The sequence below is a fragment of the Xanthomarina arctica genome, assembly GCF_014638915.1.
Taxonomy (GTDB): Bacteria; Bacteroidota; Bacteroidia; order Flavobacteriales; family Flavobacteriaceae; genus Xanthomarina; species Xanthomarina arctica.
Window position 1 is genome coordinate 353,501 of sequence record NZ_BMFQ01000003.1, and the last position, 25,863, is coordinate 379,363.

At 36.4% G+C, this 25,863-nt stretch carries 22 protein-coding genes; 12 read left to right on the forward strand and 10 right to left on the reverse strand.

The genetic code is table 11. From position 1 onward, the window contains the following. The first annotated feature begins 885 nt into the window (after positions 1-885). Positions 886-1,257: an endonuclease domain-containing protein gene (locus IEV77_RS12805; protein ID WP_188465452.1), complete on the forward strand. Its 372-nt coding sequence runs from the start codon at positions 886-888 to the stop codon at positions 1,255-1,257. 850 nt (positions 1,258-2,107) lie between these two features. On the opposite strand, the gene IEV77_RS12810 is transcribed toward IEV77_RS12805, so the two are convergent. The 3 genes from IEV77_RS12810 to IEV77_RS12820 form a co-directional block, all read right to left on the reverse strand. After that, on the reverse strand, positions 2,108-3,397 hold the full coding sequence (locus IEV77_RS12810; protein ID WP_188465454.1) for a nucleotide sugar dehydrogenase: 1,290 nt from the start codon (positions 3,395-3,397) through the stop codon (positions 2,108-2,110). A gap of 429 nt (positions 3,398-3,826) precedes the next feature. Further along, entirely contained in the window at positions 3,827-6,301 is a 2,475-nt protein-coding gene (locus IEV77_RS12815) for a GumC family protein (protein WP_188465456.1), read from the reverse strand. Between the two features lie 3 nt (positions 6,302-6,304). Next, the gene (locus IEV77_RS12820; RefSeq protein WP_188465457.1) at positions 6,305-7,099 is read right to left on the reverse strand and encodes a polysaccharide biosynthesis/export family protein; all 795 of its coding nucleotides are present in this window, start codon (positions 7,097-7,099) and stop codon (positions 6,305-6,307) included. Between the two features lie 103 nt (positions 7,100-7,202). Between IEV77_RS12820 and IEV77_RS12825 the strand changes: the two genes are divergently transcribed. The 5 genes from IEV77_RS12825 to secA all read left to right on the forward strand — a co-directional run bounded on the left by IEV77_RS12825 (position 7,203) and on the right by secA (position 15,257). Continuing rightward, entirely contained in the window at positions 7,203-9,065 is a 1,863-nt protein-coding gene (locus tag IEV77_RS12825) for an ABC-F family ATP-binding cassette domain-containing protein (protein ID WP_188465459.1), read from the forward strand. A 545-nt stretch (positions 9,066-9,610) separates the two neighbouring features. Continuing rightward, the gene (locus IEV77_RS12830) at positions 9,611-10,378 is read left to right on the forward strand and encodes an O-methyltransferase (protein WP_188465461.1); all 768 of its coding nucleotides are present in this window, start codon (positions 9,611-9,613) and stop codon (positions 10,376-10,378) included. A 317-nt stretch (positions 10,379-10,695) separates the two neighbouring features. Further along, a complete protein-coding gene (locus IEV77_RS12835; RefSeq protein ID WP_188465463.1) occupies positions 10,696-11,268 on the forward strand; it encodes a cob(I)yrinic acid a,c-diamide adenosyltransferase in 573 nt (190 codons plus the stop codon). Positions 11,269-11,517: 249 nt separating this feature from the next. Then, positions 11,518-11,739 (forward strand): DUF2795 domain-containing protein, encoded by a 222-nt coding sequence (locus IEV77_RS12840; protein WP_007648604.1) that lies wholly within the window; start codon positions 11,518-11,520, stop codon positions 11,737-11,739. A 161-nt stretch (positions 11,740-11,900) separates the two neighbouring features. Continuing rightward, positions 11,901-15,257, forward strand: a complete 3,357-nt coding sequence (gene secA / locus IEV77_RS12845; RefSeq protein WP_188465465.1) for a preprotein translocase subunit SecA — start codon at positions 11,901-11,903, stop codon at positions 15,255-15,257. A 175-nt stretch (positions 15,258-15,432) separates the two neighbouring features. Here secA and IEV77_RS12850 read toward each other — a convergent pair whose 3' ends face one another. Genes IEV77_RS12850 through IEV77_RS12860 form a run of 3 tightly spaced genes read right to left on the reverse strand, consistent with a single transcriptional unit; the run spans position 15,433 to position 18,044 of the window. Continuing rightward, entirely contained in the window at positions 15,433-16,914 is a 1,482-nt protein-coding gene (locus tag IEV77_RS12850) for a hypothetical protein (protein WP_188465467.1), read from the reverse strand. Positions 16,915-16,924: 10 nt separating this feature from the next. Continuing rightward, positions 16,925-17,509, reverse strand: a complete 585-nt coding sequence (locus tag IEV77_RS12855) for a hypothetical protein (protein ID WP_188465469.1) — start codon at positions 17,507-17,509, stop codon at positions 16,925-16,927. Then, positions 17,493-18,044: an RNA polymerase sigma factor gene (locus tag IEV77_RS12860; protein WP_188465471.1), complete on the reverse strand. Its 552-nt coding sequence runs from the start codon at positions 18,042-18,044 to the stop codon at positions 17,493-17,495. Before IEV77_RS12860 ends, IEV77_RS12855 begins: the two co-directional genes overlap by 17 nt. A gap of 370 nt (positions 18,045-18,414) precedes the next feature. Between IEV77_RS12860 and IEV77_RS12865 the strand changes: the two genes are divergently transcribed. After that, positions 18,415-18,969 carry a DUF2911 domain-containing protein gene (locus IEV77_RS12865; protein ID WP_188465473.1) on the forward strand — a complete coding sequence of 185 codons (555 nt, stop codon included), beginning with the start codon at positions 18,415-18,417 and terminating at the stop codon, positions 18,967-18,969. Positions 18,970-19,173: 204 nt separating this feature from the next. After that, complete coding sequence (gene meaB / locus IEV77_RS12870) at positions 19,174-20,256, forward strand: methylmalonyl Co-A mutase-associated GTPase MeaB (protein ID WP_188465475.1); 1,083 nt, start codon at positions 19,174-19,176, stop codon at positions 20,254-20,256. 16 nt (positions 20,257-20,272) lie between these two features. Here the strand turns inward: meaB and IEV77_RS12875 are convergent, their stop codons facing one another. Continuing rightward, complete coding sequence (locus IEV77_RS12875) at positions 20,273-21,217, reverse strand: NAD-dependent epimerase/dehydratase family protein (protein WP_188465477.1); 945 nt, start codon at positions 21,215-21,217, stop codon at positions 20,273-20,275. 156 nt (positions 21,218-21,373) lie between these two features. Here IEV77_RS12875 and IEV77_RS12880 point away from each other — a divergent pair, with 156 nt between their 5' ends. The 3 genes from IEV77_RS12880 to IEV77_RS12890 are packed head-to-tail and all read left to right on the forward strand — an operon-like array spanning position 21,374 to position 24,341. Next, positions 21,374-22,087 (forward strand): glycosyltransferase family 2 protein, encoded by a 714-nt coding sequence (locus tag IEV77_RS12880; RefSeq protein WP_188465479.1) that lies wholly within the window; start codon positions 21,374-21,376, stop codon positions 22,085-22,087. Then, positions 22,087-22,707 carry a lipid-A-disaccharide synthase N-terminal domain-containing protein gene (locus IEV77_RS12885; RefSeq protein ID WP_188465481.1) on the forward strand — a complete coding sequence of 207 codons (621 nt, stop codon included), beginning with the start codon at positions 22,087-22,089 and terminating at the stop codon, positions 22,705-22,707. The genes IEV77_RS12880 and IEV77_RS12885 overlap by 1 nt, the downstream gene beginning before the upstream one ends. Continuing rightward, complete coding sequence (locus tag IEV77_RS12890; RefSeq protein ID WP_188465482.1) at positions 22,704-24,341, forward strand: ArnT family glycosyltransferase; 1,638 nt, start codon at positions 22,704-22,706, stop codon at positions 24,339-24,341. The genes IEV77_RS12885 and IEV77_RS12890 overlap by 4 nt, the downstream gene beginning before the upstream one ends. 1 nt (position 24,342) lies before the next feature. Here IEV77_RS12890 and IEV77_RS12895 read toward each other — a convergent pair whose 3' ends face one another. After that, on the reverse strand, positions 24,343-24,915 hold the full coding sequence (locus tag IEV77_RS12895) for a phosphatase PAP2 family protein (protein WP_188465484.1): 573 nt from the start codon (positions 24,913-24,915) through the stop codon (positions 24,343-24,345). A 47-nt stretch (positions 24,916-24,962) separates the two neighbouring features. Between IEV77_RS12895 and IEV77_RS17560 the strand changes: the two genes are divergently transcribed. Further along, positions 24,963-25,094, forward strand: coding sequence for a hypothetical protein (locus IEV77_RS17560; protein WP_262891660.1), 132 nt, complete (start codon positions 24,963-24,965; stop codon positions 25,092-25,094). Positions 25,095-25,153: 59 nt separating this feature from the next. On the opposite strand, the gene IEV77_RS12900 is transcribed toward IEV77_RS17560, so the two are convergent. Continuing rightward, entirely contained in the window at positions 25,154-25,381 is a 228-nt protein-coding gene (locus IEV77_RS12900) for a DUF8828 family protein (protein ID WP_188465486.1), read from the reverse strand. A 96-nt stretch (positions 25,382-25,477) separates the two neighbouring features. Continuing rightward, positions 25,478-25,831, reverse strand: coding sequence for a four helix bundle protein (locus IEV77_RS12905; protein WP_188465488.1), 354 nt, complete (start codon positions 25,829-25,831; stop codon positions 25,478-25,480). Positions 25,832-25,863 lie beyond the last annotated feature (32 nt).

Genomic DNA, 25,863 nt, shown 5'->3' on the forward strand with positions numbered 1-25,863 from the left:
TGTTTAATTAAGGTAAAAGTAAAGGTTTTAGCCAAGCACTAAAAACAAAACTGTTTATTGTTTGATTTATTAGGTAAAATTTAAGAAACAATTATCCGATTTTATGAAATAAAAACCAAGCTTGGTTTTTTTTTATATTATGACATGATAATTTTACTGGACTTTCAGTTTTAATTTAATGAAAAAGACTTGAAATTAATAATATAAACAATTTCAGTAAAAAATAACTACACGGCTCCCCTCTTCAGTTGAAGAGGGGAATGAATTTACCGGAGTGCAACGGAGGAGAAGAAAGGGCCTGCCTGCCGGCAGGCAGGGAGTTTGTCTGCAATTTTATAATATTGGGGCCTTTTCAATCCCTCCGTCTAGCCCTCCTCTCGTCGAGCTAGCCACCTCCCTTTAACTAAAGGGCGGAGCCTTGGCTTGGTATTTTTTTTTATTCTGTAATTATAATTTTACTAGACTTTCAGTTTCATGTTTATGAAAAAGAACTTGTAATTAAATATATGAAAAATATCAATAAACAATAACTAAACGGCTCCCCTCTTCAGTTGAAGAGGGGAATGAATTTACCGGAGTGCAACGGAGGTGAAGAAAGGGGAGTTTGCCTGCAATTTTAATTACATTGGAGCTTTTTCAATCCCCTGCCTGCCTCCCATTCTGTCCGGCATTCGGGCAGGCTCCGTCTAGCTCTCCGTCTAAACAATTTGCCAGCGCACCAGCTCACCCGCCTGCCGTTCATTTTACTCGGAATTCGGGCAAGCCCCTGTGCTAAAATAGTCCACATGCCTATTTCTTAACGCTTGGTCGCCCTTCATCTGAAGGGCGGAGCCTTAGCTTGGTTTTTTTAATACAACCTATTTAAATAATGTGTATTTTTATTATATGTCTAAGCAACACACACATAACAAGAAAGATTATCATGATCGTAGAAAATACCTACGTAAAAACTTAACTCCTGCCGAAGCTTTTCTATGGTCACAATTAAAATCTAAACAGTTAGATAATAAACGCTTTACCAAACAACATGGGATCGGGTTTTATATAGTTGACTTTTATTGTGCTTCAGAAAAATTAATTATTGAATTAGATGGAGAAGTTCATAACAATCTTGAAGCTCAAGAGTATGATAGTAAACGTACGTTATATTTAGAAAGCCAAGGATATAAAGTTATCCGCTTTGAAAATAAAATGGTATTTGACTATTTACCTTCTGTTTTAAAAGAGATACAGGAGAGTTTTAATATTATGAAATAATAAAATTAAATATAGATTGAAATTCACTTATGCTATTTTCAATCCCTCCGTCTAACTCTCCTATCGTCGAGCTAGCCACCTCCCTTTAACTAAAGGGCGGAGCCAAGGCTTGGTTTTTTTTTATATTATGTCATTATAATTTTACTGGACTTTCAGCTTTAATTTAATGAAAAAGACTTGAAATTAATAATATAACCAATTTCAGTAAAAAATAACTACACGGCTCCCCTCTTCAGTTGAAGAGGGGAATGAATTTACCGGAGTGCAACGGAGGTGAAGAAAGGGGAGTTTGCCAACAATTTTAATTACATTGGTTTTTTTCAATCCCTCAGTCTAGCCCTCCTCTCGTCGGGCTAGCCACCTCCCTTTAACTAAAGGGCGGAGCCAAAGCTTGGTTTTTTTTTTATATTATGTCATTATAATTTTACTAGACTTTCAGTTTTAATTTAATGAAAAAGACTTGAAATTAATAATATCAGTAAAAAATAACTACACGGCTCCCCTCTTCAGTTGAAGAGGGGTGGACAGACGAAGTCTGGACGGGGAGTTTGTCTGCAATTTTAATTACACTGGGTTTTTTCAATCCCCTGCCTGCCTCCCATTCTGTCCGGCATTCGGGCAGGCTCCGTCTAGCTCTCCGTCTAAACAATTAGCCAGCGCACCAGCCAACCCTTTTTACTAAAATAGTCCACAGGACTATTTCTTAACGCTTGGTCGCCCTTCATCTGAAGGGCGGAGCCTAGGCTTGGTTATTTTTATATTATGTAATTATTTTTTAGGTGTAGATAATATAAATATCTAACCCAAATCTCCACAAGAGTTAGAAAATCCCCTTCGAAGATTTAGAGGCCTAAAGCCTCCCATCTACCATCTCACGTGGCAACAATGACTTCACATCAAAAATAACTCCGATAGGTGATTTCAGCTTCGCGATATCTAATTTCATAAATTCATTATGACTCACAGCCAATATAATAGCATCGTAATTAGAGTTAATTTCTGTTTTCTCGCATAGTAAGTCGAAACCATATTCGTGCTTCACTTCTTCGGCAGAAGCCCATGGGTCGAAGACATCCACATTAACATCATAGCTTTCAAATTCCTTGATAATATCTATAACTCGTGAATTACGAATGTCTGGACAGTTTTCTTTAAAGGTAATCCCAAGCACCAAAACATTAGAACCTTTGATGGTTGCTCCTTTTTTGATCATCATTTTAACCGTTTCGGTAGCCACGTAAGATCCCATACTGTCGTTCATCTTTCTCCCAGCTAGAATAATTTCTGGGTTGTATCCAGATTCGATGGCTTTTTGAGCTAGGTAATACGGATCGACTCCAATACAATGTCCTCCTACTAACCCTGGAGAGAAATTGATGAAGTTCCACTTGGTACCTGCCGCTTCCAATACCGCTTTGGTATCGATATCTAACAATCTAAATATTTTAGACAGTTCGTTTACAAAGGCAATATTGATATCTCTTTGTGAGTTTTCAATCACCTTTGCAGCCTCTGCCACTTTTATGGAAGGTGCCATATGAGTTCCAGCTGTGATAATAGATTTATATAAGTCGTCTACCACCTTGGCAATCTCTGGAGTGGAACCAGAAGTTACTTTTAGTATTTTAGTAACGGTATGTGTTTTATCTCCTGGATTGATTCTTTCTGGGGAATAGCCTGCAAAGAAATCTGTATTAAACTTAAGTCCAGATACTTTTTCTAAAATAGGCACACAGATATCTTCTGTAACTCCAGGATATACTGTGGATTCATAAATAACAATGTCTCCCTTTTTTAAGACGCTCCCAATACTTTCACTGGCCTTTATTAAAGGGGTGAAAACAGGTTTTTTTAGCTCGTCTGTAGGGGTCGGAACGGTAATAATATAGATATTAGAATCTTTTAAATCCTCTAGCTGATTGGTAACAAAGAGCCCATTTTCTTTAGAATTCTCCGTGTTTAAAACCTGCTGTAATTCAGGCGTTTCTACTTCTAAGGTGCGATCTTTTCCTGCTTGTAATTCGGAAATTCGTTTCGTATTCACATCAAACCCAACTACAGGATATTTTTTAGCAAACTCTACAGCCAAGGGCAATCCGACGTAACCCAATCCAACAACAGTTATTTTATCTGTACTCATATCTTTTAACTTGTTTAATATGTATTCTTTATATTTTTGTTCTATTCTTTTTTAAGCTGTTCCCGCCTTCGCTTAAGCTACGGACGGACAAGAGCTGTTAGTTGCAAAAATAATTTAACTCAATAGAATTAACTATCTTTTTTTCTATTAGCTTATTTAGTGGTCCTCCATGACTGGACTGCACTTCGATGCTTCGATGCTTCGACCCTTCGACAAGCTCTGGGCAGGCTTAGCTCAGCACAGGCTAATATCAGACTGACCTGTCTACGGTCAACCGTCAATCGTCCTATCTACCAACAGGCAGCCAACTTCAATTTCAGTTTGGTTACTGAGCGAAGTCGAAGTATCAACTTCAAGTTCAACTTCAAATTCAACTTCAAGTTCAGTTTCAGTTTGGTTACTGAGCGAAGTCGAAGTATCAACTTCAAATTAGATCCTCTTCAAAAACGCCTTCACCTTCTTAACAATCCCTTTATTATCGGTCTCATGGTAGGCATTTCCATAAACCCCATAGCCATAACCGTATCCATACCCGTAACCATAGCCGTAATTGTGATTGGTTTTATGCTTATAAAAGTTCAATATGAAATGGATGTTCTTGATTTCTCCATTTCGGTATTTGGCATTGATTAATTGCAACATCCCTTTCTTGGTATAATCCAAACGAATCATAAAAATAGAGGTATCAGCATATTTCACCAATTCGAAAGCATCGGTTACCAAACCTAAAGGCGGGGTATCTAATACAATAATATCATAGGTTTCACGCAACTCGGCAATTAAAGTCGTTAAAAGCGGACTCATTAATAATTCGGAAGGGTTAGGAGGAATAGGGCCCGCTGGTACCACAACTAAATTATCGATATGGGTATGATTGATAACTTCGCTAAAAGGTTTTTCACCGATTAGGTAGTTCACCATCCCGTTATCGTTGGTTATTTCAAAATCGTCAAAGATCTTTGGTTTCCGTAAATCTAGTCCTAATAAAATAGTCTTTTTTCCACTTAAGGCATAGACGGTAGCAATATTGATAGAAGTAAAGGTTTTTCCTTCTCCAGATACCGAAGAGGTTACCATAATGGTTCTCCCGCCTTCTTTAGGGTTTTTATTTAAGGTGAATTGCAAACTAGAGCGAATGGCTCTAAAGGACTCTGCTACGGCCGACTTAGGCTTTTCAAAAACCACCAGATTGTTATGGTAGCGGTATTTCCCAATCAAGCCAATAATAGGAATTTTAGATAAGCGTTCAATTTCATCAGAGCCATGAATCGTGTGATCTAAAAGAAACACAACAAAGATTAGGAACATAGGAATAAAAAAACCTAACATCAATCCCATAATATAATTTAAGGATTTGTTCGGTCCAATAAAGCCCCCTCCAATATCCTTAGCTTCGTCTATGATACTGATATCCGATACGTTCGCCGCTTTTACAATGGCAGCTTCAGAACGTTTGTCCATATAGATGTTATAGGCCTCTTGACTGATATCCAACTTGCGTTGAATCTTTAAGAACTCCTGTTGGTCTTCAGGCAGGCCGCGAAGCTTAGCTTCTAAAGTAGCCATGCTACCTTGCAAACTCTTTAGCAGACCACGTATGGTTGTTTTGGTTGCAGCAATGGTTTCTAGCAAGACATTTTTTTCAGCATCGATGCGCCTGTCAATGTCTTTAAAAATATCTGAAGTTTCACGGGTGGTGTATTCCATACTTTGACGTTCAATAGCCAAGGCGGTAATTTTAGACACCGAACTCATGATATTCCCTTCCTGAATCCCTACGGAACTTGGAGCTGCAATGCCTGTATAATCCGTTTTAGTACGTAAATAGGTTTCTAAAGCCTCTAAATAATTGAGCTTGGTTTGTTCTGCTTCCTGTTGGGATTCGAAGGCTCTTAACTTATTGGAAACGTCAGTCATTTCTATAGACACATCGAAAACCTTATTTTTCTTTCGGAAACTATTCATCTCGTCCCCAAAATCTTTTAAACTGGCATTCACTGCGGCCAAAGAACTATCAATAAATTTGATGGTATTGGTAGCATATAAATTCTTACGCTCTAACTCCGACTTGCTTAAAATAACGGAAGTGGTATTTAAATAATCTACTATTTTGGACTTGTTAAATCCAGTCAAGGATAAGACCAAAACAGAAGCAGAAGAGTTACTATTAGGCCTAACGCCAATCCCTCTCTTATAACCATCAACAACCCCATCATAATTGGTAAACTGCAAATAATATTCGGAGTCAGGTTTGATAGTCCGTTCGTCTCGCTCTCTAATAATACCATGTAAAAAGGGTAAATCGATCACCTGCCCCAATTGAAACTCCTTTGCAAAAGGCCCTACGGGTAAGGATACTGGGATACGCTCCTTAGAATCGTACATCTGGCCAGAGCCTTTATCTCCTTCAAACTCTGTAAAAACCTCAAAACTAGTTACTGTTAAAAACCGAATCCCTATATAATGCCCTAGTAGCTGCGGTTTAGACTTATCGAGTTCAAAGACAAAGGGGGCGTCCTTATAGACATCTATTTTATTATACTTACCTTCTATAAAGTAATTCATATAAGACTTAAGCGAATCCACGACTTTTTCATTATGAGTCCGCGTTTGTAAGGTGGTAATGGTTTTTCCCATTTTTCCAGACACCCCTCCCCAGTTAAAGGAAATACTGGTATTGGCCGTAAAAAAAGGGTTTTGATCGCTCTCTACAGAAATAAGCGAATCCAATTTATAAACATTTTGTTTTCTAACATTGATGAAATAGGCAATTATAAGCGCTAGGCCTATACATACCAATACAAACTTCCAAAGGTTAAGCACTTTAAATAAAAAGCCCTTAAAATCGAAATTAATACTGCCATTCTCCCCGGAATCTACATCGTCATAATCCTGTTCTGCCATGATCTAAATTTTATCGATTAACAAGAGTGTGGTGGTTACTAAAGACAAGGCTGTTACAATAGTAGCAACGGTCTGCATGGTAGTGGTACCTGTACCCCAAGACTTTTGCTTCAGTGGCTTCACATAAATTAAATCGTTGGGTTGGATATAATAATAAGGCGATTGCATGACCTTCTCGTCTAGCAAGTTTAAATGATGAATTTGCTGGCCTTGAGGATATTGCCTGATGACTAGTACATCCTTTCGGTTCCCTGTCATTTGTATATCTCCTGCATTGGCTATGGCTTCAAAAATATTGACTTGGGCCTGATACAAGGTTTTGCTTCCAGTGCTTCCTACTTCCCCATTGACTGTGTAACGAATCCCAGTTAATTTAACAGACACAAAAATATTGGCGGTTTCCTTAAACTCTTCCTCTAATAATTTCTTCTCTAATAACTGTTCGATTTCTTCGGTGGTAAATCCTAGGACATTGACTTCACCCAAGACTGGAATCCGCACATTTCCATGTAAATCGACCGTAAAACCATCAAAGTAAGCCCGTTGTTCTCCATTTGCACCAAAATCCTCTTCTCCTGCAGGGTTAAAAATCTGCACGTTTTCTTGGTCTAAGGCCTTCACACGAATGTTTAGTATGTCGTTTATTTGTACGCGATAAGGCTTTTGGGTCTCTGTTAGCACTTGTGTGGAATCCATAGCTGTTTCCATATGTTGCAAATACACCAAATCTTTATTGGGAATACAAGACATAAAGGCCAGACTAAGCATCAGGCACACAAGAAAGAAGGACTTCTTCATGAAGGTTTTTTAGTTTATCACAAATATAACTTTTCAGTATGAATATCAAAACTAATGTAGTTAATTTTGGTTTTTATACGTTAATTTGCAAAAAATCTACCTCTTGAACTATCTTACAGTTGAAAATATTTCGAAATCTTATGGAGAGCTGAACCTCTTCCAAGACCTTTCTTTTAGTATCCATAAGGATCAAAAAATAGCCTTTGTGGCCAAAAATGGGACCGGAAAAACGTCCATTTTAAACATGCTTTCTGGGAAAGATTCGCCAGACTCGGGGAACATCATCTACCGAAAAGACATTCAGGTGGCCTTCTTGTCGCAAGACCCGGACATTAATAACGATTTAACCATTGAAGCAGCTATTTTTGATACTAAGAATCCTATTTTAGATGTCATAAAAGCCTATGAAAAAGCTTTAGAACATCCGGATGATGCCGAGGCCTACCAAAAAGCCTTTGAGCAAATGGACATCCATGAGGCTTGGGATTTTGAAACGCAATACAAGCAAATCTTGTCTCAATTAAAACTGGAAGACCTGAGTCAGAAAGTAAGTACTTTGTCTGGAGGACAGAAAAAGCGACTAGCTTTAGCCATAGCTCTATTACAAAAACCCGACCTCTTAATTTTAGATGAACCTACCAACCACCTAGATCTGGAAATGATTGAATGGTTGGAAGCCTTTTTTGCCAAAGAACAAATGACTTTGTTTATGGTTACCCACGACAGGTATTTCTTGGAACGTGTTTGTAATGAAATTATAGAACTCGACCAAGGGCAACTACATACCTATAAAGGGAATTATTCTTATTACCTAGAAAAGAAAGAGGCACGCATTGAAAATGAAGCCGTAGAGCTTGGCAAAACCAAACAACTCTTTAAAAAAGAATTGGATTGGATGCGGAAACAGCCTAAGGCCAGAACAACGAAGTCTAAGTCGCGAATAGACGATTTTCACGACATCAAACACAAAGCACAGCAACGCCGTAACGACCATGAAATTCAATTGGAATTAAACATGGAACGTATGGGAAGTAAAATATTAGAACTTCATAAAGTTTCTAAGGCTTATGAAGATAAAACCATTTTGGATGGTTTTGATTATAACTTTCAAAGAGGGGAACGCCTTGGGATTATTGGTAAGAACGGAACTGGGAAATCCACCTTTTTAAACATCCTTACCGAACAACAAGCACCTGATTCTGGGAAAGTGGTTTTAGGGGAAACCATAAAAATTGGGTATTACACTCAAAAAGGAATCGCCGTAAAACCCAACCAGAAAGTCATTGATGTGATTAAAGATTTTGGCGATTTTATTCCTCTTAAAAAAGGCCGTCAAATTAGTGCTCAACAATTATTAGAACGCTTTTTATTCGACCGTAAAAAACAATACGATTTTGTTGAAAAATTAAGTGGTGGCGAACGTAAGCGTTTGTATTTATGTACCATTTTAATACAGAACCCCAACTTCCTTATCCTAGATGAACCTACAAACGATTTAGACATTGTAACTTTAAATGTGTTAGAAAGTTTTTTATTAGACTTTCCAGGTTGCTTAATTGTGGTTTCTCACGACAGGTATTTTATGGATAAGATTGTGGACCATTTACTTATTTTCCGTGGTGAAGGGGTAGTTGAAGATTTCCCTGGAAATTATTCTGATTATAGAACCTATGAGGACAGTCAGGAACAAGAATCCAGCTCCTCTAATGCTAAAAAGGATAAAAAAGATTGGAAAAAGGACAGCAATGCCAAGCTTTCTTATAACGAACAAAAGGAATATAAAAACATTGAAAGCAAGTTAAGCTCTTTAGCTTTCGATAAAGAAACTTTAGAGAAACAATTTTTTGATGAGAGTTTAAGTCCGGAAGCCATTCAAAAACTTTCAGAGAAACTACAAAAAGTTTTGGATGATATTGATGAAAAGGAGATGCGTTGGTTTGAGTTGAGCTCTAAGCTGGAAGATTGAAAAAGTTTGCAGTCTCAGTCTCAGTCTCAGTTGTTTTGTTTTAAATTGAAGAATGGGAGTTAAAAGAGTTTGCAGTCGCAGTCTCAGTTGTTATGTTATAAACTGGAGAATGAGGATTGAATAATCAAAAATCATTAACGATTGATGATTGATGATTGACAATTTAGGATTACCGATTGTTGGTGTTTTATTTTAAAGTAAGACGAAGTCTAAGCTATAATATAATACAACATGGTGTCATTGCGAGCGAAGCGTGGCACATGCAAAGCATTCACGAAATCAAATTTTTAAAATGATAACGCGTGAGTAATCCTATGGAACCTGCCTGCCGTCAGGCAGGGGTTGGAAGTTTCATAGAGTACCAAAATAAACAAGTTATAACAATTTCTTGAAGTGATAAGCTCGCAGAGTAGGGATGACTAGAAGTATCGGAATGAAATAAGTTACAGATTGCCACGTCGCTCCTTACGTCACTCCTCGCAATGACAGCTTAGAAGGGCTCGCAACAAAACAAACTACTTTTATATCAAAGTTTCAAATTAAAAATGTTCTACCAACAAAAACAATACATAAAATTCCTTCTAAAATCGACCAACCAACATGGGGTCCACTCCCCTTTTGTGTACAATTTGATAACGAAGTGTTTCTACGATTCTACAAGGTATCCGGAATACCATCAATTAAAAGAGTATAAAAAGAAGTTACTTGCAAATAAGAAAGAGCTTGAAATTACCGATTTAGGAGCTGGCTCCAAGGTTTCTGAAAATAAAACGAGAGCTATTTCGTCTATAGCCAAACATTCTGGAACGACTTTAAAAAGAGCCAAATTGCTATTTAGATTGTCTAAGTATTTTCAAAGTAAACAGATTTTAGAATTAGGCACTTCTTTAGGCATTGCCACACAAGCCTTGCATCTTGGAAATCCTGAGGCTACTATTACTAGCATTGAAGGCTGTCCTAATATTTCGCATACGGCGAAAGTTCAATTAGGAGACCTGACACAATTAAATCTTTTAATTGGAGATTTTGACAGTCGTCTAGATACTTTGAAACAAAACAACTTCGACCTGGTGTTCTTCGATGGGAATCATAATAAAGAAGCAACCTTAAGGTATTTTGAAAAACTCCTACCGAAGACACATAACAACACCATCTTTATTTTTGATGATATTTATTGGTCGGAAGACATGACCCAAGCTTGGGAAATTATAAAGGCACATCCAAAAGTAACAGTAACCGTAGATACTTTTTTTTGGGGCTTGGTGTTTTTTAGGAAGGAACAGGTGCGGGAGGATTTTGTGGTGCGTCTATAATCCTATTTTTTGAATCGCAGGGACTATTCCAAAAAATGAAAACCGCTCAAACGATTCCCTTCGGACTATTCCCTTCGGCCAATCCCCATCCGGGCAGATCTGGCACAGGCATATCAAACACAGGCATATCAAACACGGGCAGATCAGGCACAGGCAGATCAGGCACAGGCAGATCGCGTACGGGCATATCGCGTACGGGCATATCGCGTACGGGCAGGTCGCGACCTGCCCCTTCAGATCAATCAATTCAAGAATTATCTCTACAGATTCCTGGCTGAATCTTTTGCCTTTTAACTTATTCCTTTTAACTTTATGGCATGAAAATTTACACAAAAACAGGTGACAAAGGAACCACCGCCCTCTTTGGAGGCACTAGGGTTCCAAAACATCATATTCGTATAGAAAGTTATGGTACTGTCGATGAATTAAATGCCCATATAGGCTTATTAAAAGATCAGCAGATAGACCAACATTATAAAGATGTGCTCATTCACATTCAAGACCGACTGTTTACGGTGGGTGCTGTTTTGGCGACAGATCCAGACAAAGCCATTTTAAAAAGTGGGAAAGACCGCTTAAACATTCCTAAAATTTCTAACGAGAATATTGAACTCTTGGAAAGCGAAATGGACGCTATGAATGATAGCTTGCCCCCTATGACAAACTTCATTCTTCCGGGCGGACATCAAACCGTGTCATTCTGTCACATAGCCCGCTGTGTGTGCCGTAGAGCGGAACGTTTAGCTACCGCTTTAAACGATTTAGAACCTGTAGAACCTAATACCCTGATGTATTTAAACCGTCTATCTGACTATCTTTTTGTCTTGGCACGAAAGTTGTCCTCAGATTTAAAGGCAGACGAAATTAAATGGTTACCTGAGAAGTATTGATTAGGTGTGAGGTGTGAGTTTATGGCGAAAATGACATCATAAATCAGTGAACCTAACACAATGATCTCTAATGATAACCAAAGGTTTTAAATTGTTACTGAGGAAACATATTATTGGTTAGACCCATTTTAATTTTAGGAAGCCACAATGAGATCATACGTTCTTTTTTATAATGAGTAATTAATTGCTTTTTTTCTTGTTTATATGAACTAAAAATTTATTTTTGCAAAAAATTAAAACAATTATAACATGTATTGGACATTAGAATTAGCATCTTATTTAAGCGATGCGCCTTGGCCAGCAACTAAAGATGAATTAATTGATTATTCAATTAGAACTGGAGCCCCATTGGAAGTAGTTGAAAATCTTCAGTCTATAGAAGACGAAGGAGACCAATATGAATCAATCCAAGAGATTTGGCCTGATTATCCAACAGACGAAGATTACCTCTGGAATGAGGATGAATATTAATAATTCAACATTATTTAAAAGTCTCGTTTTGAGACTTTTTTTGTGCCTAATTTTTCGGGAAACTTAATAACAAACCGTACCTTTGAGAGTTGCAAAATTCTTAAAATTACAACACATTTATTTATCGGCTTCTAGCTGATACAACTAAAAATAACATACAAATGACCTTTTTAGATTCTGTACTAAAAATCTTTGTCGGCGACAAGTCGAAACAAGACGTGAAGGCTATGATGCCTTTAGTAGAAAAAATTAAAACTTTTGGAGCCGCTTTAGAGAAGCTTTCGCACGATGAGTTGCGTGGTAAGACTGCTGCCTTTAAAGCACAAATTGCTGAAGCGAGGAAGCCACATCAAGATGTGATAGACACCTTAATGGCAGAAGCAGAGACCACCGAAGACATAGACAAAAGAGAAGAAATCTATCAAGAAATTGATAGTATTAAAGACACCATTTATCAGGTGACTGAAGCTGTTTTGACTGATATTTTACCAGAAGCTTTTGGAGTTGTTAAAGAAACTGCTAAACGTTTTGTACATAATACTGAAATTAAAGTGACGGCTAGTACTTACGACAGAGAATTGTCTGGAGAAAAAGACTATGTCACCTTAGATAACGATCAAGCTATTTGGGCCAACTCTTGGGATGCTGCTGGAAAAGCCATTACCTGGGATATGATACATTACGATGTGCAACTTATTGGTGGTATTGCCATGCACGAAGGTAAAATTGCCGAAATGCACACAGGGGAAGGAAAAACCTTAGTGGCAACCTTACCTATGTATTTAAATGCGCTTGCAGGAAAAGGGGTTCACTTAGTAACTGTAAACGATTACTTAGCCAAACGTGATAGCGCGTGGATGGCTCCTATTTTTCAATTTCATGGGTTAAGCGTGGATTGTATTGATTACCATCAACCAAATTCTGATGCTCGTAAAAAAGCCTATCTATCTGATATAACTTACGGAACCAACAACGAATTTGGGTTCGATTACTTGCGTGATAATATGGCACATTCGCCAGACGATTTGGTACAACGTCCACATCATTTTGCCATTGTCGATGAGGTCGATTCTGTATTAGTCGATGATGCACGTACGCCTTTAATTATCTCAGGACCTATTCCGAAAGGAGAAATCCATGAATTCGATGCTTTAAAACCTAAAGTGGACGATATTGTTTCTGTACAACGTAAATACCTTACTGGTGTTTTAGCCGAAGCTAAGAAATTAATTGCTGAAGGGAATACTAAAGAAGGTGGTTTTAAATTACTTCGTGTTTACAGAGGGATTCCTAAAAACAAGGCGCTTATTAAGTTTTTAAGTGAAGAAGGGATCAAACAACTTCTTCAGAAAACTGAGAATTCTTACATGTCTGACAACAACAGAGAAATGCCTAAGGTAGATGCCGAGTTGTACTATGTTATTGAAGAAAAGAATAATCAAATAGAATTGTCCGATAAAGGAATTGAATACCTTTCTGGGCCAGACAATCCTGATTTCTTCGTGATGCCAGAAATAGGGATCGAAATAGCTAAAATTGAAGCACAAGGCTTGGCTCCTGATGCAGAAGCAGACGCTAAAGAAGAATTATTTAGAGATTTTGGAGTAAAATCTGAACGTATCCACACTTTAAACCAGTTATTAAAAGCTTACGCTTTATTTGAAAAAGACATTCAGTATGTGGTCATGGACAACAAGGTTATGATTGTTGATGAGCAGACTGGGCGTATTATGGATGGGCGTCGTTATAGTGATGGTTTACACCAAGCTATTGAAGCCAAAGAAAATGTAAAGATTGAAGCGGCAACCCAAACCTTTGCAACCGTTACCCTTCAAAATTACTTTAGAATGTACAACAAACTGGCAGGGATGACAGGTACAGCGGTAACTGAAGCTGGAGAATTCTGGGAAATCTATAAATTAGATGTTGTAGAAATTCCTACCAACAGACCTATTGCTAGAGATGATAGAGAAGATTTGGTTTATAAAACCAAACGTGAAAAATACAATGCCGTAATTGATGATGTAACTACCTTAACTGAAGCGGGACGTCCTGTATTAATTGGAACAACGTCTGTTGAAATTAGTGAGTTACTTGGTAAAATGTTAAGCATTCGAAAAGTACCACATAACGTATTAAACGCGAAGCAGCATAAAAAGGAAGCTGAAATTGTAGACCAAGCTGGTAAAACAGGTCAGGTAACTATTGCAACCAATATGGCTGGTCGTGGTACGGATATTAAATTATCAGACGAGGTTAAAAAAGCTGGAGGTTTAGCCATTATTGGTACAGAACGTCATGATTCTCGTCGTGTAGACAGACAATTACGTGGTCGTGCTGGACGTCAAGGAGATCCAGGAAGTTCACAATTTTATGTGTCTTTGGAAGATAATTTAATGCGTCTTTTTGGTAGTGAACGTATTGCCAAAATGATGGATAGAATGGGATTACAGGAAGGGGAAGTGATTCAACATTCCATGATTTCAAAATCTATTGAGCGTGCACAGAAAAAAGTAGAGGAAAATAACTTTGGTGTTCGTAAGCGTTTATTAGAATATGATGATGTTATGAACTCCCAACGTGAGGTGGTTTACAAACGTCGTCACCATGCTTTATTTGGAGAACGTCTTCGTGTGGATATTGCCAACATGATTTACGACACTACCGAAGGAATTACTGAAACCAATAAAGCAACCAACGATTTTAAAAACTTTGAATTCGAATTGATTCGTTATTTCTCCATGAGCTCTCCTATTACTGCAGATGAGTTTGGAAAACTATCTATTCAAGAGATTGCTTCCAAAGTGTATAAAGCAGCTTTTGAGCATTATAAAAATAAAATGACTAGAAATGCTGAAACAGCTTTCCCAGTTATTAAGAATGTGTACGAGAATCAACGTGATAAATTTAGACGTATTGTCGTTCCTTTTACTGACGGCCTAAAAACCTTACAAGTAGTTACAGATCTTGAAAAAGCATATGAAACTCAAGGAAAACAATTAATCAACGATTTCGAGAAAAACATTGCTCTTGCTATTATTGATGATGCTTGGAAAACGCATTTACGTAAAATGGATGAGCTGAAACAATCGGTTCAATTAGCTGTTCACGAGCAAAAAGATCCGTTGTTAATCTACAAGTTTGAGGCCTTTGAATTGTTTAAAGCAATGATTGACCAAGTAAACAAAGACGTGATTTCTTTCTTATTTAAAGGGGAACTTCCTTCTGAAGAAACTTCGGCTATTCAAGAAGCGAAACAAACTAAGAGCAAAGAAAATCTTAGAACTCAAAAAGACGAGATTCCTAATTTAGATGAACGTTCTGCTCAAAATAGAGAAGCTGGAAACACGCAACGTCAGCAAGAAGTTGTAGAAACCATTGTTCGTGATAAACCAAAAATTGGTAGAAACGATAAAGTGACTCTAAAACACGTGATGAGTGGTGAAAGTAAAACCATGAAATACAAGCAAGCTGAAGCACTTATTGTTGCTGGAGAATGGGTAATCGTTGAAGATTAGGGATTGTTGATTAACGATTGATGATTTTTGATTTGAGAAGTGAAAAAAGAAAATAGATTAAAGAAATAAAGAGTTATAATCTTTAACTTAATAACAAAGTCCCTTAGTGTTTTTCACTTTGGGATTTTTTTTGCTTTTGGGATTTGGAAATTGAGTTTTGGTTATTGATTTTCATTTATTGCATTATCACTTGACTGTACTTGGCATTTACCACAATGGTCTTAGTACTTGTTAAATTGCCTGTAGTGAAACTAGAATTTACCTCGTCGGTTGATTTTTTAGGGTGTTTTAAGCGAGAGTTTTTACCTTTATATTGCAGGTTATAATCGGCTTTAGGCAAGCTTACTTTGGCTTTACTGTTTTCTAAAACAATATTCAGGTTATTAAAGGTATCTGTGATGTTCCCGATAATTAGATCCCCAAAACTTCCGTCGATAATAGCATTTCCTTGAAGCGTGCCTATGTTAATATTGGAAGAATTAGCACTAAGCACCAATCTATTGACTGTATTTATATTGGCATTTTCGACATAATTCAGTTTTAATTCTCCCATGATCCAGTTTGATATTTTAACTGGAGAATAAGATGCATTGATGGAAGTCTGGCTTCCATCAATGCTATTAGCTAATAAACTGGTGTGTGATAAATCTGCTTTTAAATTATGAATGGCAGAAGCCATTATTAATTCGCCATACCTAACATTCACTTTCAGCTTGGCACCTTTTGGCATTTTTATTTTAATAATTTTCTTCACTTTCTGATGCTTCATATTAGATGAAGATTCCTGTAAAGATTGTTTTCTAATTTCATAAGCTTGATTCCTGTTTTGCAAAGCTGCTTCCCTAGCCTCTAAAGCCTGACCTCTTTGTCCCTCAGCTTCCATGCGTTGTTCCATAGCGGCGGCTCTGACTTCCATTTGTTGCCCAAATTGCTCGCCCCAAGCTTCCATATCTTTACTATACTTTTCTTCAAATTCTTTTCCAAATTTTTCTCCCCAGGCTTCCATGTTCTTTTGAAAAACTTTCATTTCTTCGCTGGACTCCACTTGTTTAGCCCAAGCCTCCATTCTTAAGGTATATTCTTTTCCGTATTTGTCGCTGTAGGTTTTACTCCATGTTTCCATGTAGGCATCTCCTTCATCTTGATATCTTTCATAATCAAAATCTGAGGTGGTCATTCCTTCCGGAAGCTCTGGCAGTCTTGGCATTTCTGGCATCTCAGGCAATTCAGGAATCTCTGATAAATTTAAAGATTCTAGAAGGCCATCCATAATTGGCATATTTGCTAATTCAAACTCCAAACCCTGTAAGGCCTCGAAAGATTGTTCATTAAAAATGAGTCCGTCTACAGCCCAAGTTTGGTTATTGGTGCCGGACGAAATGGTCACCAAATTGCTGGAGCCTGCTACCTGAATTTTCCAATTATCAAGGTAGGTTTGGAGCTCTTCTTTGCTTAAAGTACTACTTTCTACATAGGCTTCAATTTCAATAATATCCTTATTCCAAGTATCTATTTCAATGGTCGTATAATTGGTATTTAGATCGATAGTTACATCATCTGTCACCTTAATAGATTGTGATATTTTATCTAATTTCTGTTGTGCCGAAAGATTTAAGACACTCAGAAAGAATAATCCGATTATTATAATATGTTTCATTGTGATTGTTTTAAATGTTTGTTCGTTTTGTGATTGAATCTGTTGTTTGCAAGGTTTGTAATTGTTCTTTAAGACGATACATGAGGTTTAAACGAAACTTTAAATTGGTAATTAGTGCATTGACGGTTAACTCGTTTGGACCAGAATTGGTAAGCTCCACTGAAATACGTTTGTATTCTTTATTTAACGCATCTAACTGACTGATATAACTATTAATAAGCTCTTTATTCTCTGGTGTCATAGAGACTTTAGACAATTCTAAATTGATATTTGCCAAATAATAATCTTCCACCTTTTTTAAATCTGGCGAAATATCCCCTAAGGTTTTTGATGTTATTTCTTCAGAACTCGTTTCCGTTTCTATGTCTACCACTTGGATGGCTACAGGTTTTTCAAAATACTTATAAGTACCAAAACCCAGGCCCAAAATCACCACAATACTTGCTGCCACACGCATCCAAGACCAAGATAATTTTTGATTTCTTGGAAGCTCCGTTTCTAGCTTTTCTAAAAAGCGTGCTTCATGGCCTTCAGGCATTTTATCTGCGACTTGTTTCGTCTCCATTTTAAGTAACTCTTTAATATCTTGTGGCATCTTTTGTCTGTTTTAACAGTTCTTGCAATTTTAATTTCCCTCTGTAAAGCTGTGTTCTTGAAGCTACTTCCGAAATTTCTAAGATCTCTGAAATTTCCTGATGATCGTAGCCATCTATTAAATAAAGTTGTACCACGTATCTATATTTTTCAGATAAGGTGTTTATAGCTTCTTTAATAGTCTCTAGAGTGCTCGCATCGTCTACTAACCAGTTGTCCTCATCACTTGCGTCAACTACTTTGAGGTGCACCTCATCCAATTCCACCAAATATTGGTTTTTAGATTTTAAAGCGTCGATACTTGTGTTAATAACAATACGTTTTAACCAGGCACCAAAAGTCACCTCAGCTTGATATTGATGGAGTTTAGAGAAAGCTTTAATAAAAGCATCCTGCACCACATCTTCGGCTTCGGCATCATGCTTAACAAATCGTTTTGCCACAACATACATCCCTTGGCAGTACTGGTTGTATAACTGCATTTGTGCCTGACGATTGTTTTGCTTACATTTTTCAATAAGCTGATTTTGAAACATGCCTTACTTTTGGTTTTTTTGGTTCGTTCACTATAAAGACGTGTGAAAAATTACATTGTTGCAAAAAAATGGAATTATTTTTCAAGGTAATAAAGAATTTCTTGAAACCAAGTATCCACGATAGAACCATTGAGGTATTAAACTGGATTCATTTTGGTTTTAACATAAGAAACCAAAATTCTATATTTTGCCTCACCAAGAACTGCAAAACGGCAGTTCTTATGTCTCCTTAGAAGAGGTAAATCGGAAACCTCGAGGCAAAGCCATCGAGGAATTCATTAGATTAAAATAATTTAACAGAAATTTGCGTTTCATTTTTACTAAATCTTTACTTTTGAAGTATCTTTATCTCACAATTAAATAAGTCGTTATGAATAGATTTTTAAAATGGATCATTGGAATTTTAGTTCTTGTGGCTATCGGTGTTTTCGGGTATTCTGTTTTAAATGATGGCTTATTGAAGAAACCTTTAAGTCCGAAAAAAATTGTCAGTTTTAAAGTGGATGATATTGAGCTGAAAGTTTTTTACAACCGCCCATCTAAACGCAACCGAGATGTCTTTGGTGCGCTTGTACCTTTCAATGAGGTTTGGCGGACTGGAGCTAATGAAGCAACTACTTTTGAAACCAACAAAGCTTTAAAAGTTGGAAATGATTCGCTTCCTGCTGGAAAATATACTTTATGGACGGTTCCTAGTGACTCGACTTGGCACGTGATGTTTAACAAAAAACAATATTCTTGGGGTGTGGACATGGAAATGAAAGCCATGAGAGAACCAGAATTTGATGTGATAGATGTAGAAGTTCCTTCTCAAAAAATAGATACTACGGTTGAACAATTTACTATTGGTTTTGATAATTCTACAGATCATCTCTTACTTACTTTGGCTTGGGATGACACTAAGGTGGTAGTGCCTTTGAAATAAGTTCTCACGCCTTCGCTGAAGCTACGGACGGGCAAGTAGTCTCTGTCTCAGTTTACAGTCGCAGTCGCAGTGTTTCCTTCTTTGTAAATGTTAAGGCAGGGAATTTGATTTACTATTTGTTTTTTCTTCAAAACAATAATTGATATCTTTATATTTTATTGGCTCAATGACATGTTGAACCTTAAATTTTGAATAAAAGACTTCGTGGCTACAGAAAGAAAATCGGCATTAGAGGAAAAAGATGGGGTCTTACAACCAGACACTATCAACACATCTTATATAGAAAAATTAAAATCTAAGCGGCATAAGCAACCCAGTACGGAAGACTTAATTTCAGGGATTTTAAAGGGAGACATTACGGCATTAAGTCGTGCCATTACTATTATAGAAAGTAAAAATCCTGCTCATTTTGAAAAAGCAAATACACTGGTTACAAACTGTTTACCACACGCTAATAATTCCATAAGAATTGGCATCACAGGAGTTCCAGGTGTTGGAAAAAGCACCTTTATAGAAGTCTTTGGAACCCATTTAACAGGTTTGGGTAAAAAAGTGGCTGTGTTGGCAGTGGACCCTAGTAGCTCTTTGACTAAGGGCAGTATTCTGGGAGATAAAACTAGAATGGAAGCACTTGTTAAAGACCCCAATGCTTTTATTAGACCTTCAGCTTCGGGAGATTCTCTTGGTGGGGTTGCTAGAAAAACTCGTGAAACCATTATTTTATGTGAAGCGGCAGGTTTTGATACCATTATTATTGAAACTGTAGGCGTGGGACAAAGTGAAACTGCTGTTCATAGCATGGTGGATTTCTTCCTATTATTAAAACTTTCAGGCGCTGGAGACGAATTACAAGGCATTAAACGCGGTATTATTGAAATGGCTGACCTAATTGCTATCAATAAAGCTGATGGAGAGAATTTGAGATCCGCTAAAATAGCGAAACTAGAATTTAACAGAGCCCTGCATTTATACCCTAAGAAATCATCGGATTGGCAACCCATTGTCTTGCTTTGTAGTGCTATAAAAAATGAAGGAATTGGAGCCATTTGGGAACAGATTCAAGAGTACACTCTTTTAGTTTCAGAAAATGATTACTTTCAGAAGAAACGCAGTGAACAAAATAAATTCTGGTTGATTCAGACTATTGAAGATCATTTAAAATCGAACTTCTTTAATAATAAAGAGATAAAAATTGCTTTAGAAATACAGCTACAACTTATTGAAGACCATAAAACGACTCCTTTTGCGGCGGCTGATTACTTATTGGGTTTGAGGTTTGAGGTTTAAGGTTTGAGGTCTGAGGTTAATTTTCAAAATTAGCCTGATACCATTCTACTTGTTTTCTAACTCCTTCCAGTAAAGTAGTCTGAGGATTGTAATCAAGTAAGTCTCTAGCCTTGTCTATAATGGCTTTGGTACGAAGTTGATCTCCTGCCCTAGCCTCAACATGGTTTATCTTAATAGATTTCCCTATAACAGCTTCTACAGCTTCAATACCATCTTGGGTAGTATGTTCTACTTCTGTTCCTAGATTAATAATCTCTCCATCTACAACAACTTCTTTGCCAATTATACTAACAATACCATCCACAATATCTCCAACATAGGTAAAACTACGTAAATGGGTTGCGCTACCTTCATATAAAGGAAAGGAATCGTTATTAAAGGCACAGGCAATTAATTTGGTGTACATTTTTTCTGGTCTTTCACGTGGTCCAATAACAGAATACAATCTTAAGGAACAGGTTTTCATCTGTTTTTCTCTTGATTTTTGAAGCACCAATTGTTCTGCTGCTAATTTAGTTACTCCATAATGAGAGGCAGGTTCCGGAGCCATACTTTCGGGAAAGGTGGCTTCCAAACCATAAATAGAGGAGGTTCCAATATTAACAAACATTTTTAAGTCGGTTAATTGTTGGGCATAATCCATCAAATTTTTAGTAGCCAAGATGTTATTTGTGAAATAATCTTCGAAAGTCGAAGTTTTAGAAATTCCTGGTTGTGCAGCAAAATGAAAGATGTATTCAATATCATTTGGTAAGGCATCTTTTAAGTCAGCATCTCTTAAATCTTTTTTAATAACAGAAATACCCTTATCGGCAAGCGCTTTTTCATTTAATTCCTTCAAGGCTACGCTGTAATATGGTGAATAATTATCCACTCCTATCACTTCATGTCCCAAGCTCTGTAAACGTTCTGCTGTATGAGAACCAATAAATCCGACGGCTCCTGTTACTAAAATTTTCATATCTATTTCCTATTAATTATCACCTTCAAATAAAAAATCAAATCCTTTATTATTCTTCGATTTTAGAAGTATTTAATCTAGTACAAAGAAACATTTTTTTTCTGTAAGATTAGAATTCTTTAAAAAAGAATACATTTGTATTATTAAAATCTATCTATGAATTATCAGTTTACCATTATTGTTCCCGTTTATAATGAAGAAGAAAATTTACTTCGTGTTGAACAAGCTTTATTGGACTTTATAAAAATAGCAACTAAGAAAACTAAAATTCTTTTTGTTAACGATGGTTCTAAAGACAAAAGCCAGGAACTTATTGAAGCTATATGTCATAGACAACCCGATTTTACCTTTATTAGTTTTCGAGAAAACAGAGGTTTAAGCGCGGCTATAAAAGCAGGATTTGACCATGTTAACACCGAATTTGTGGGGTATATTGATTCTGATTTACAAACAGCTCCTGAGGATTTTAATTTACTTTTGGACCAAATTGGACCATACGATTTAGTTACCGGTGTTCGCGCCAACAGAAAAGATAGTTTTGTGAAAAACATGTCATCGACTATAGCCAACGGCATTCGTCGTGCGTTTACCCACGATGGGATGGATGATACGGGATGTCCGTTAAAAGTAATTAAAACAGATTATGCCAAACGAATCCCAATGTTTAAAGGGTTACATCGTTTTTTACCTGCCATGATTTTATTACAGGAAGGAAAAATTATTCAAATTCCTGTACAACATTTCCCCCGTCTTGCTGGAACTGCCAATTTTGGGGTTTGGAATAGACTGCTGGGGCCTTTAATGGATTGTTTTGCTTACTTGTGGATGAAGAGAAAATATATTAACTATTCTATAGCTAAAAAAGGGTAATGAGTAGCTGGATTATATATAGTATTGGCTTTTTAGCCCAAATTTTATTCTCTTCCAGACTTATAATTCAATGGCTGACTTCGGAAAAGAAAAAACAAGTGACCACTCCCACCTTATTTTGGTCTTTAAGTTTATTTGCATCCTTCCTGTTATTTATTTACGGGTATTTAAGAAATGATTTTGCCATTATGTTTGGGCAAGCCCTTACCTATTACATCTATATTAGAAATTTACAGTTACAGAACCAATGGCAACGTTTGCCTAAGTTGGTTCAATGGCTATTATTTTTTGTACCTATCTTTATCGTCATATTTTATTACAATAATAATGCGATAGATGTGGAATTGTTATTTAAAAATGAAGCCATTCCGTTTTGGTTATTAGTCTTAGGTATTGTTTCTCAGGTAGTCTTTACCCTTCGGTTTGTTTATCAATGGATATATTCTGAAAGACGTAAAGAATCTGTTTTACCACTAGGTTTTTGGATCTTAAGTTTAATAGGTTCTATTTTAATTTTAACCTATGCTATTTTTAGACAGGATCCAGTTCTTTTTGTCGGTCATATTTTAGGAATGGTTATTTACATTAGAAATCTTGTTTTAATACGTAAATCTGCATGATAAAACCTGTTAAAAAGTATCCGGTAATTGCTATTTGCTTGTTTACAGCCATCATGCTATTGCCAAATCTAGATGTCTTAGATGTGACCATTATGGAAGCCAGAAGTTTTATAACTGCTAGAGAAATGGTAACAGATGGCAACTGGTTATTAACGACTATGAATGGCGAACCACGCTACGAAAAACCGCCTTTACCAACTTGGTTAACGGCTATTTCTGGCAGTATTTTTGGCATGAATAGCACCTTTGCTCTCAGGCTTCCTGCTATTTTGTTTATTATGTTGCTTGCAGTATCTATCTTTAAAATATCCTTATTACTTGTTAAGGACACGACACAGAGCTTGCAACATGCTTTTATAGCCATAACCTCCTTTTATATTATTGGAATCACCATAGAAGCTCCTTGGGATATTTTTACCCATGGTTTTATGTGCGTGGGTATTTATCAGCTGTTTCTATTGTTTGAAAAAAACAAATCCTATTGGAAACACACGTTGCTAGCAGGATGTTTTATTGGGTTCTCCTTTTTAAGTAAAGGCCCGGTTTCCATGTATGCTTTAATGCTTCCTTTTTTATTAGCTTATGGGTTTACTTATAAATTTAAAAACTTAAAAGCCAAAGCATTTTCTTATGTAAGTGTTTTAATTTTAGCACTTGTAGTTGGTGGTTGGTGGTATATTTACGTTCGATTTCAAGATCCCCTTGTTTTCAACACAATTACAGAAAAAGAAACTTCGAATTGGTCAAGTTATAATATTAGACCTTTTTATTACTACTGGAGCTTTTTTGTACAAAGTGGCCTTTGGACGATTCCAGCCTTTATCAGTTTGTTATATCCTTATTTAAAAACCAGAGTCAATCATTTAAAAGGCTATCAATTTAGTTTGCTTTGGACCCTTTTTGCGGTGGTGTTATTATCCATTATTCCTGAAAAGAAATCGAGATATCTCATGCCTGTATTAATTCCGTTGGCTATTAATATTGGGTTTTATATCGATTATTTAATCAGACGCTTTAAAACCATGTCCGATAAACGAGAAACCATTCCTGTGTATTTTAATTTCGGGTTGATTGCTTGTATTGGCCTTGCTTTTCCTGTTTTAGCTTATGTATTCTTAAAAGATAGTATTGCCAATCATTGGTTTTCATTCATATTAGCTTCAGTGGTGTTATTTACCATAGGTGTTTTTATTCTTCTTTATTTAAAGAGAAAAAATATGAATGTGGTTTTCAAACTCACGGTGTTATTTTTCGCCTGTTTGATCTTAACAGCTTTACCGCTTTCTAAAGGTTTTACAAGTGACACCTACCATCCCATTTCAAATCTCAAAACTGAGGTTGAAAAAGACGGATTCACTTTGTATGGAAGCGAATATATTTCGCCAGAAATGCTTTGGTATTATGGTGATAAAATCCCTTTTATCTCTTTACATGACGATTTAGAAACCTTACCAAAAGATGATACATTTGGGCTTCTCACCAAAGATGTGCTAGATGAAAACATGCTAAATAAGCTAGAACCTACCTTTCACATTAAGAAAATTACGACCTATAATTTAAATCGTGTTTCTCAAGATTCCAGACAGTATAACGATAGACTTTTAAATGTGTATTATATTTTTGAGAGAAAATAGATTAGTGCAGTTTGTATTTATGCTTTAAAAACTGACTTAATTTATAAAACATAAGTCCTGAAAGCCCTCCAAAAATAAATCCACATAAGATATCTAATGGATAATGAACTCCGATATAGATTCTACTATACCCCATTAATGCAGACCAGAACAGTAAGATGAAGATCATATATTTGTACTTATGTCTTAACAACAAACCTGCAAAAACGGCTACTGCCATGGAGTTTGATGCATGGCCAGAAAAATAACCAAATTGTCCCCCACAACCTTCCTTAACAATTCTCATGACTTCTTTGACACCTACTTGATGACAAGGTCTTAATCGTTCAAAACTATCCTTAAACAAATTGGTGATTTGGTCTGTAAACGTAATCATAAGGGCAATTGTAACCAGAATAATTAAAAACATTCTAGGCGTATGTTGTCTGAAAATTAAAAATAATAGAATAGCATAGAACGGAATCCAATAAAACTTGGTTGTATAAAACATCCAAAAGGCATCCCAAGAGGTACTGCCTAAATTATTAAGATATAAAAAAAGTTCTGTGTCTAATTGTACTAATTGTTCTAACATATTTTGAGTGCCTAAAGTGTACTAAAGTTATAAGTGCCTAGAGTTATGTGTCTAAAGTGTCTAAAGTGTCTAAAGTGTCTAAAGTGTCTAAAGTGTCTAAAGTGTCTAAAGTGTCTAAAGTGTCTAAAGTGTCTAAAGTGTCTAAAGTGTCTAAAGTGTCTAAAGTGTCTAAAGTGTAAAATAAATAAACTTATGCTTCTTCATAGTTAAAAAGACTTAAAGTTTTGTTTGCTCTTAGTTAGTCATCGTAACGAGAGATTTCTCGGTCGTAGAAATCTGTAGCTTGCTGGATTAAACCTTCAGCTTCGATCTCAAGTTCTTTCTGGTCGTGCTGATCGAAATCTTCAAGCCATTCTACTTCGTCGTCTTCCAAATTGATTATAAATCTTGGAAATTCTGTATGTATTACAAAAATTGCTGTTGGATAATCTGTGTTATCGCCGAGTAAGAATTTTGGGAAGTCCATGTTTAAGTTATAAGTATTTAAAGTTATAAGTGCCTAGAGTTATAAGTGTCTAGAGTTATGAGTGTTTAAAGTTATGAGTGTCTAGAGTTTGTGTTTTTATAGTTTGTTTGCAATGGATGTAAATATAGCCAGTAGTTCTTTAGATTCAGCCCTTAATGACTTTAAATTATCCATTTTACTCCAATTTAGAGTTTCAATAATTTCTAACCAATAATCTGTCTCACTTGCTTCTGCAACACTAATCTTTATTTTGTTTTTAAAATCGTTTGGACTTCTAGACCTATTCGCTTCTCGGTAATTGGCACCAATACTAGTGCCTGATTTTGAGAGTTGATTTCTTAGAACTAAAGCTTCAGGTGTGTGCGGTAAACTGCTGGAAAACATTAATACATCTATGGCAAACTTTACAGTTCTCTTTTCTAATTGCTGCCCAAATTCTTTATTTGTCATAATCTCTGTGTATAAAATTCCAATAAACTACA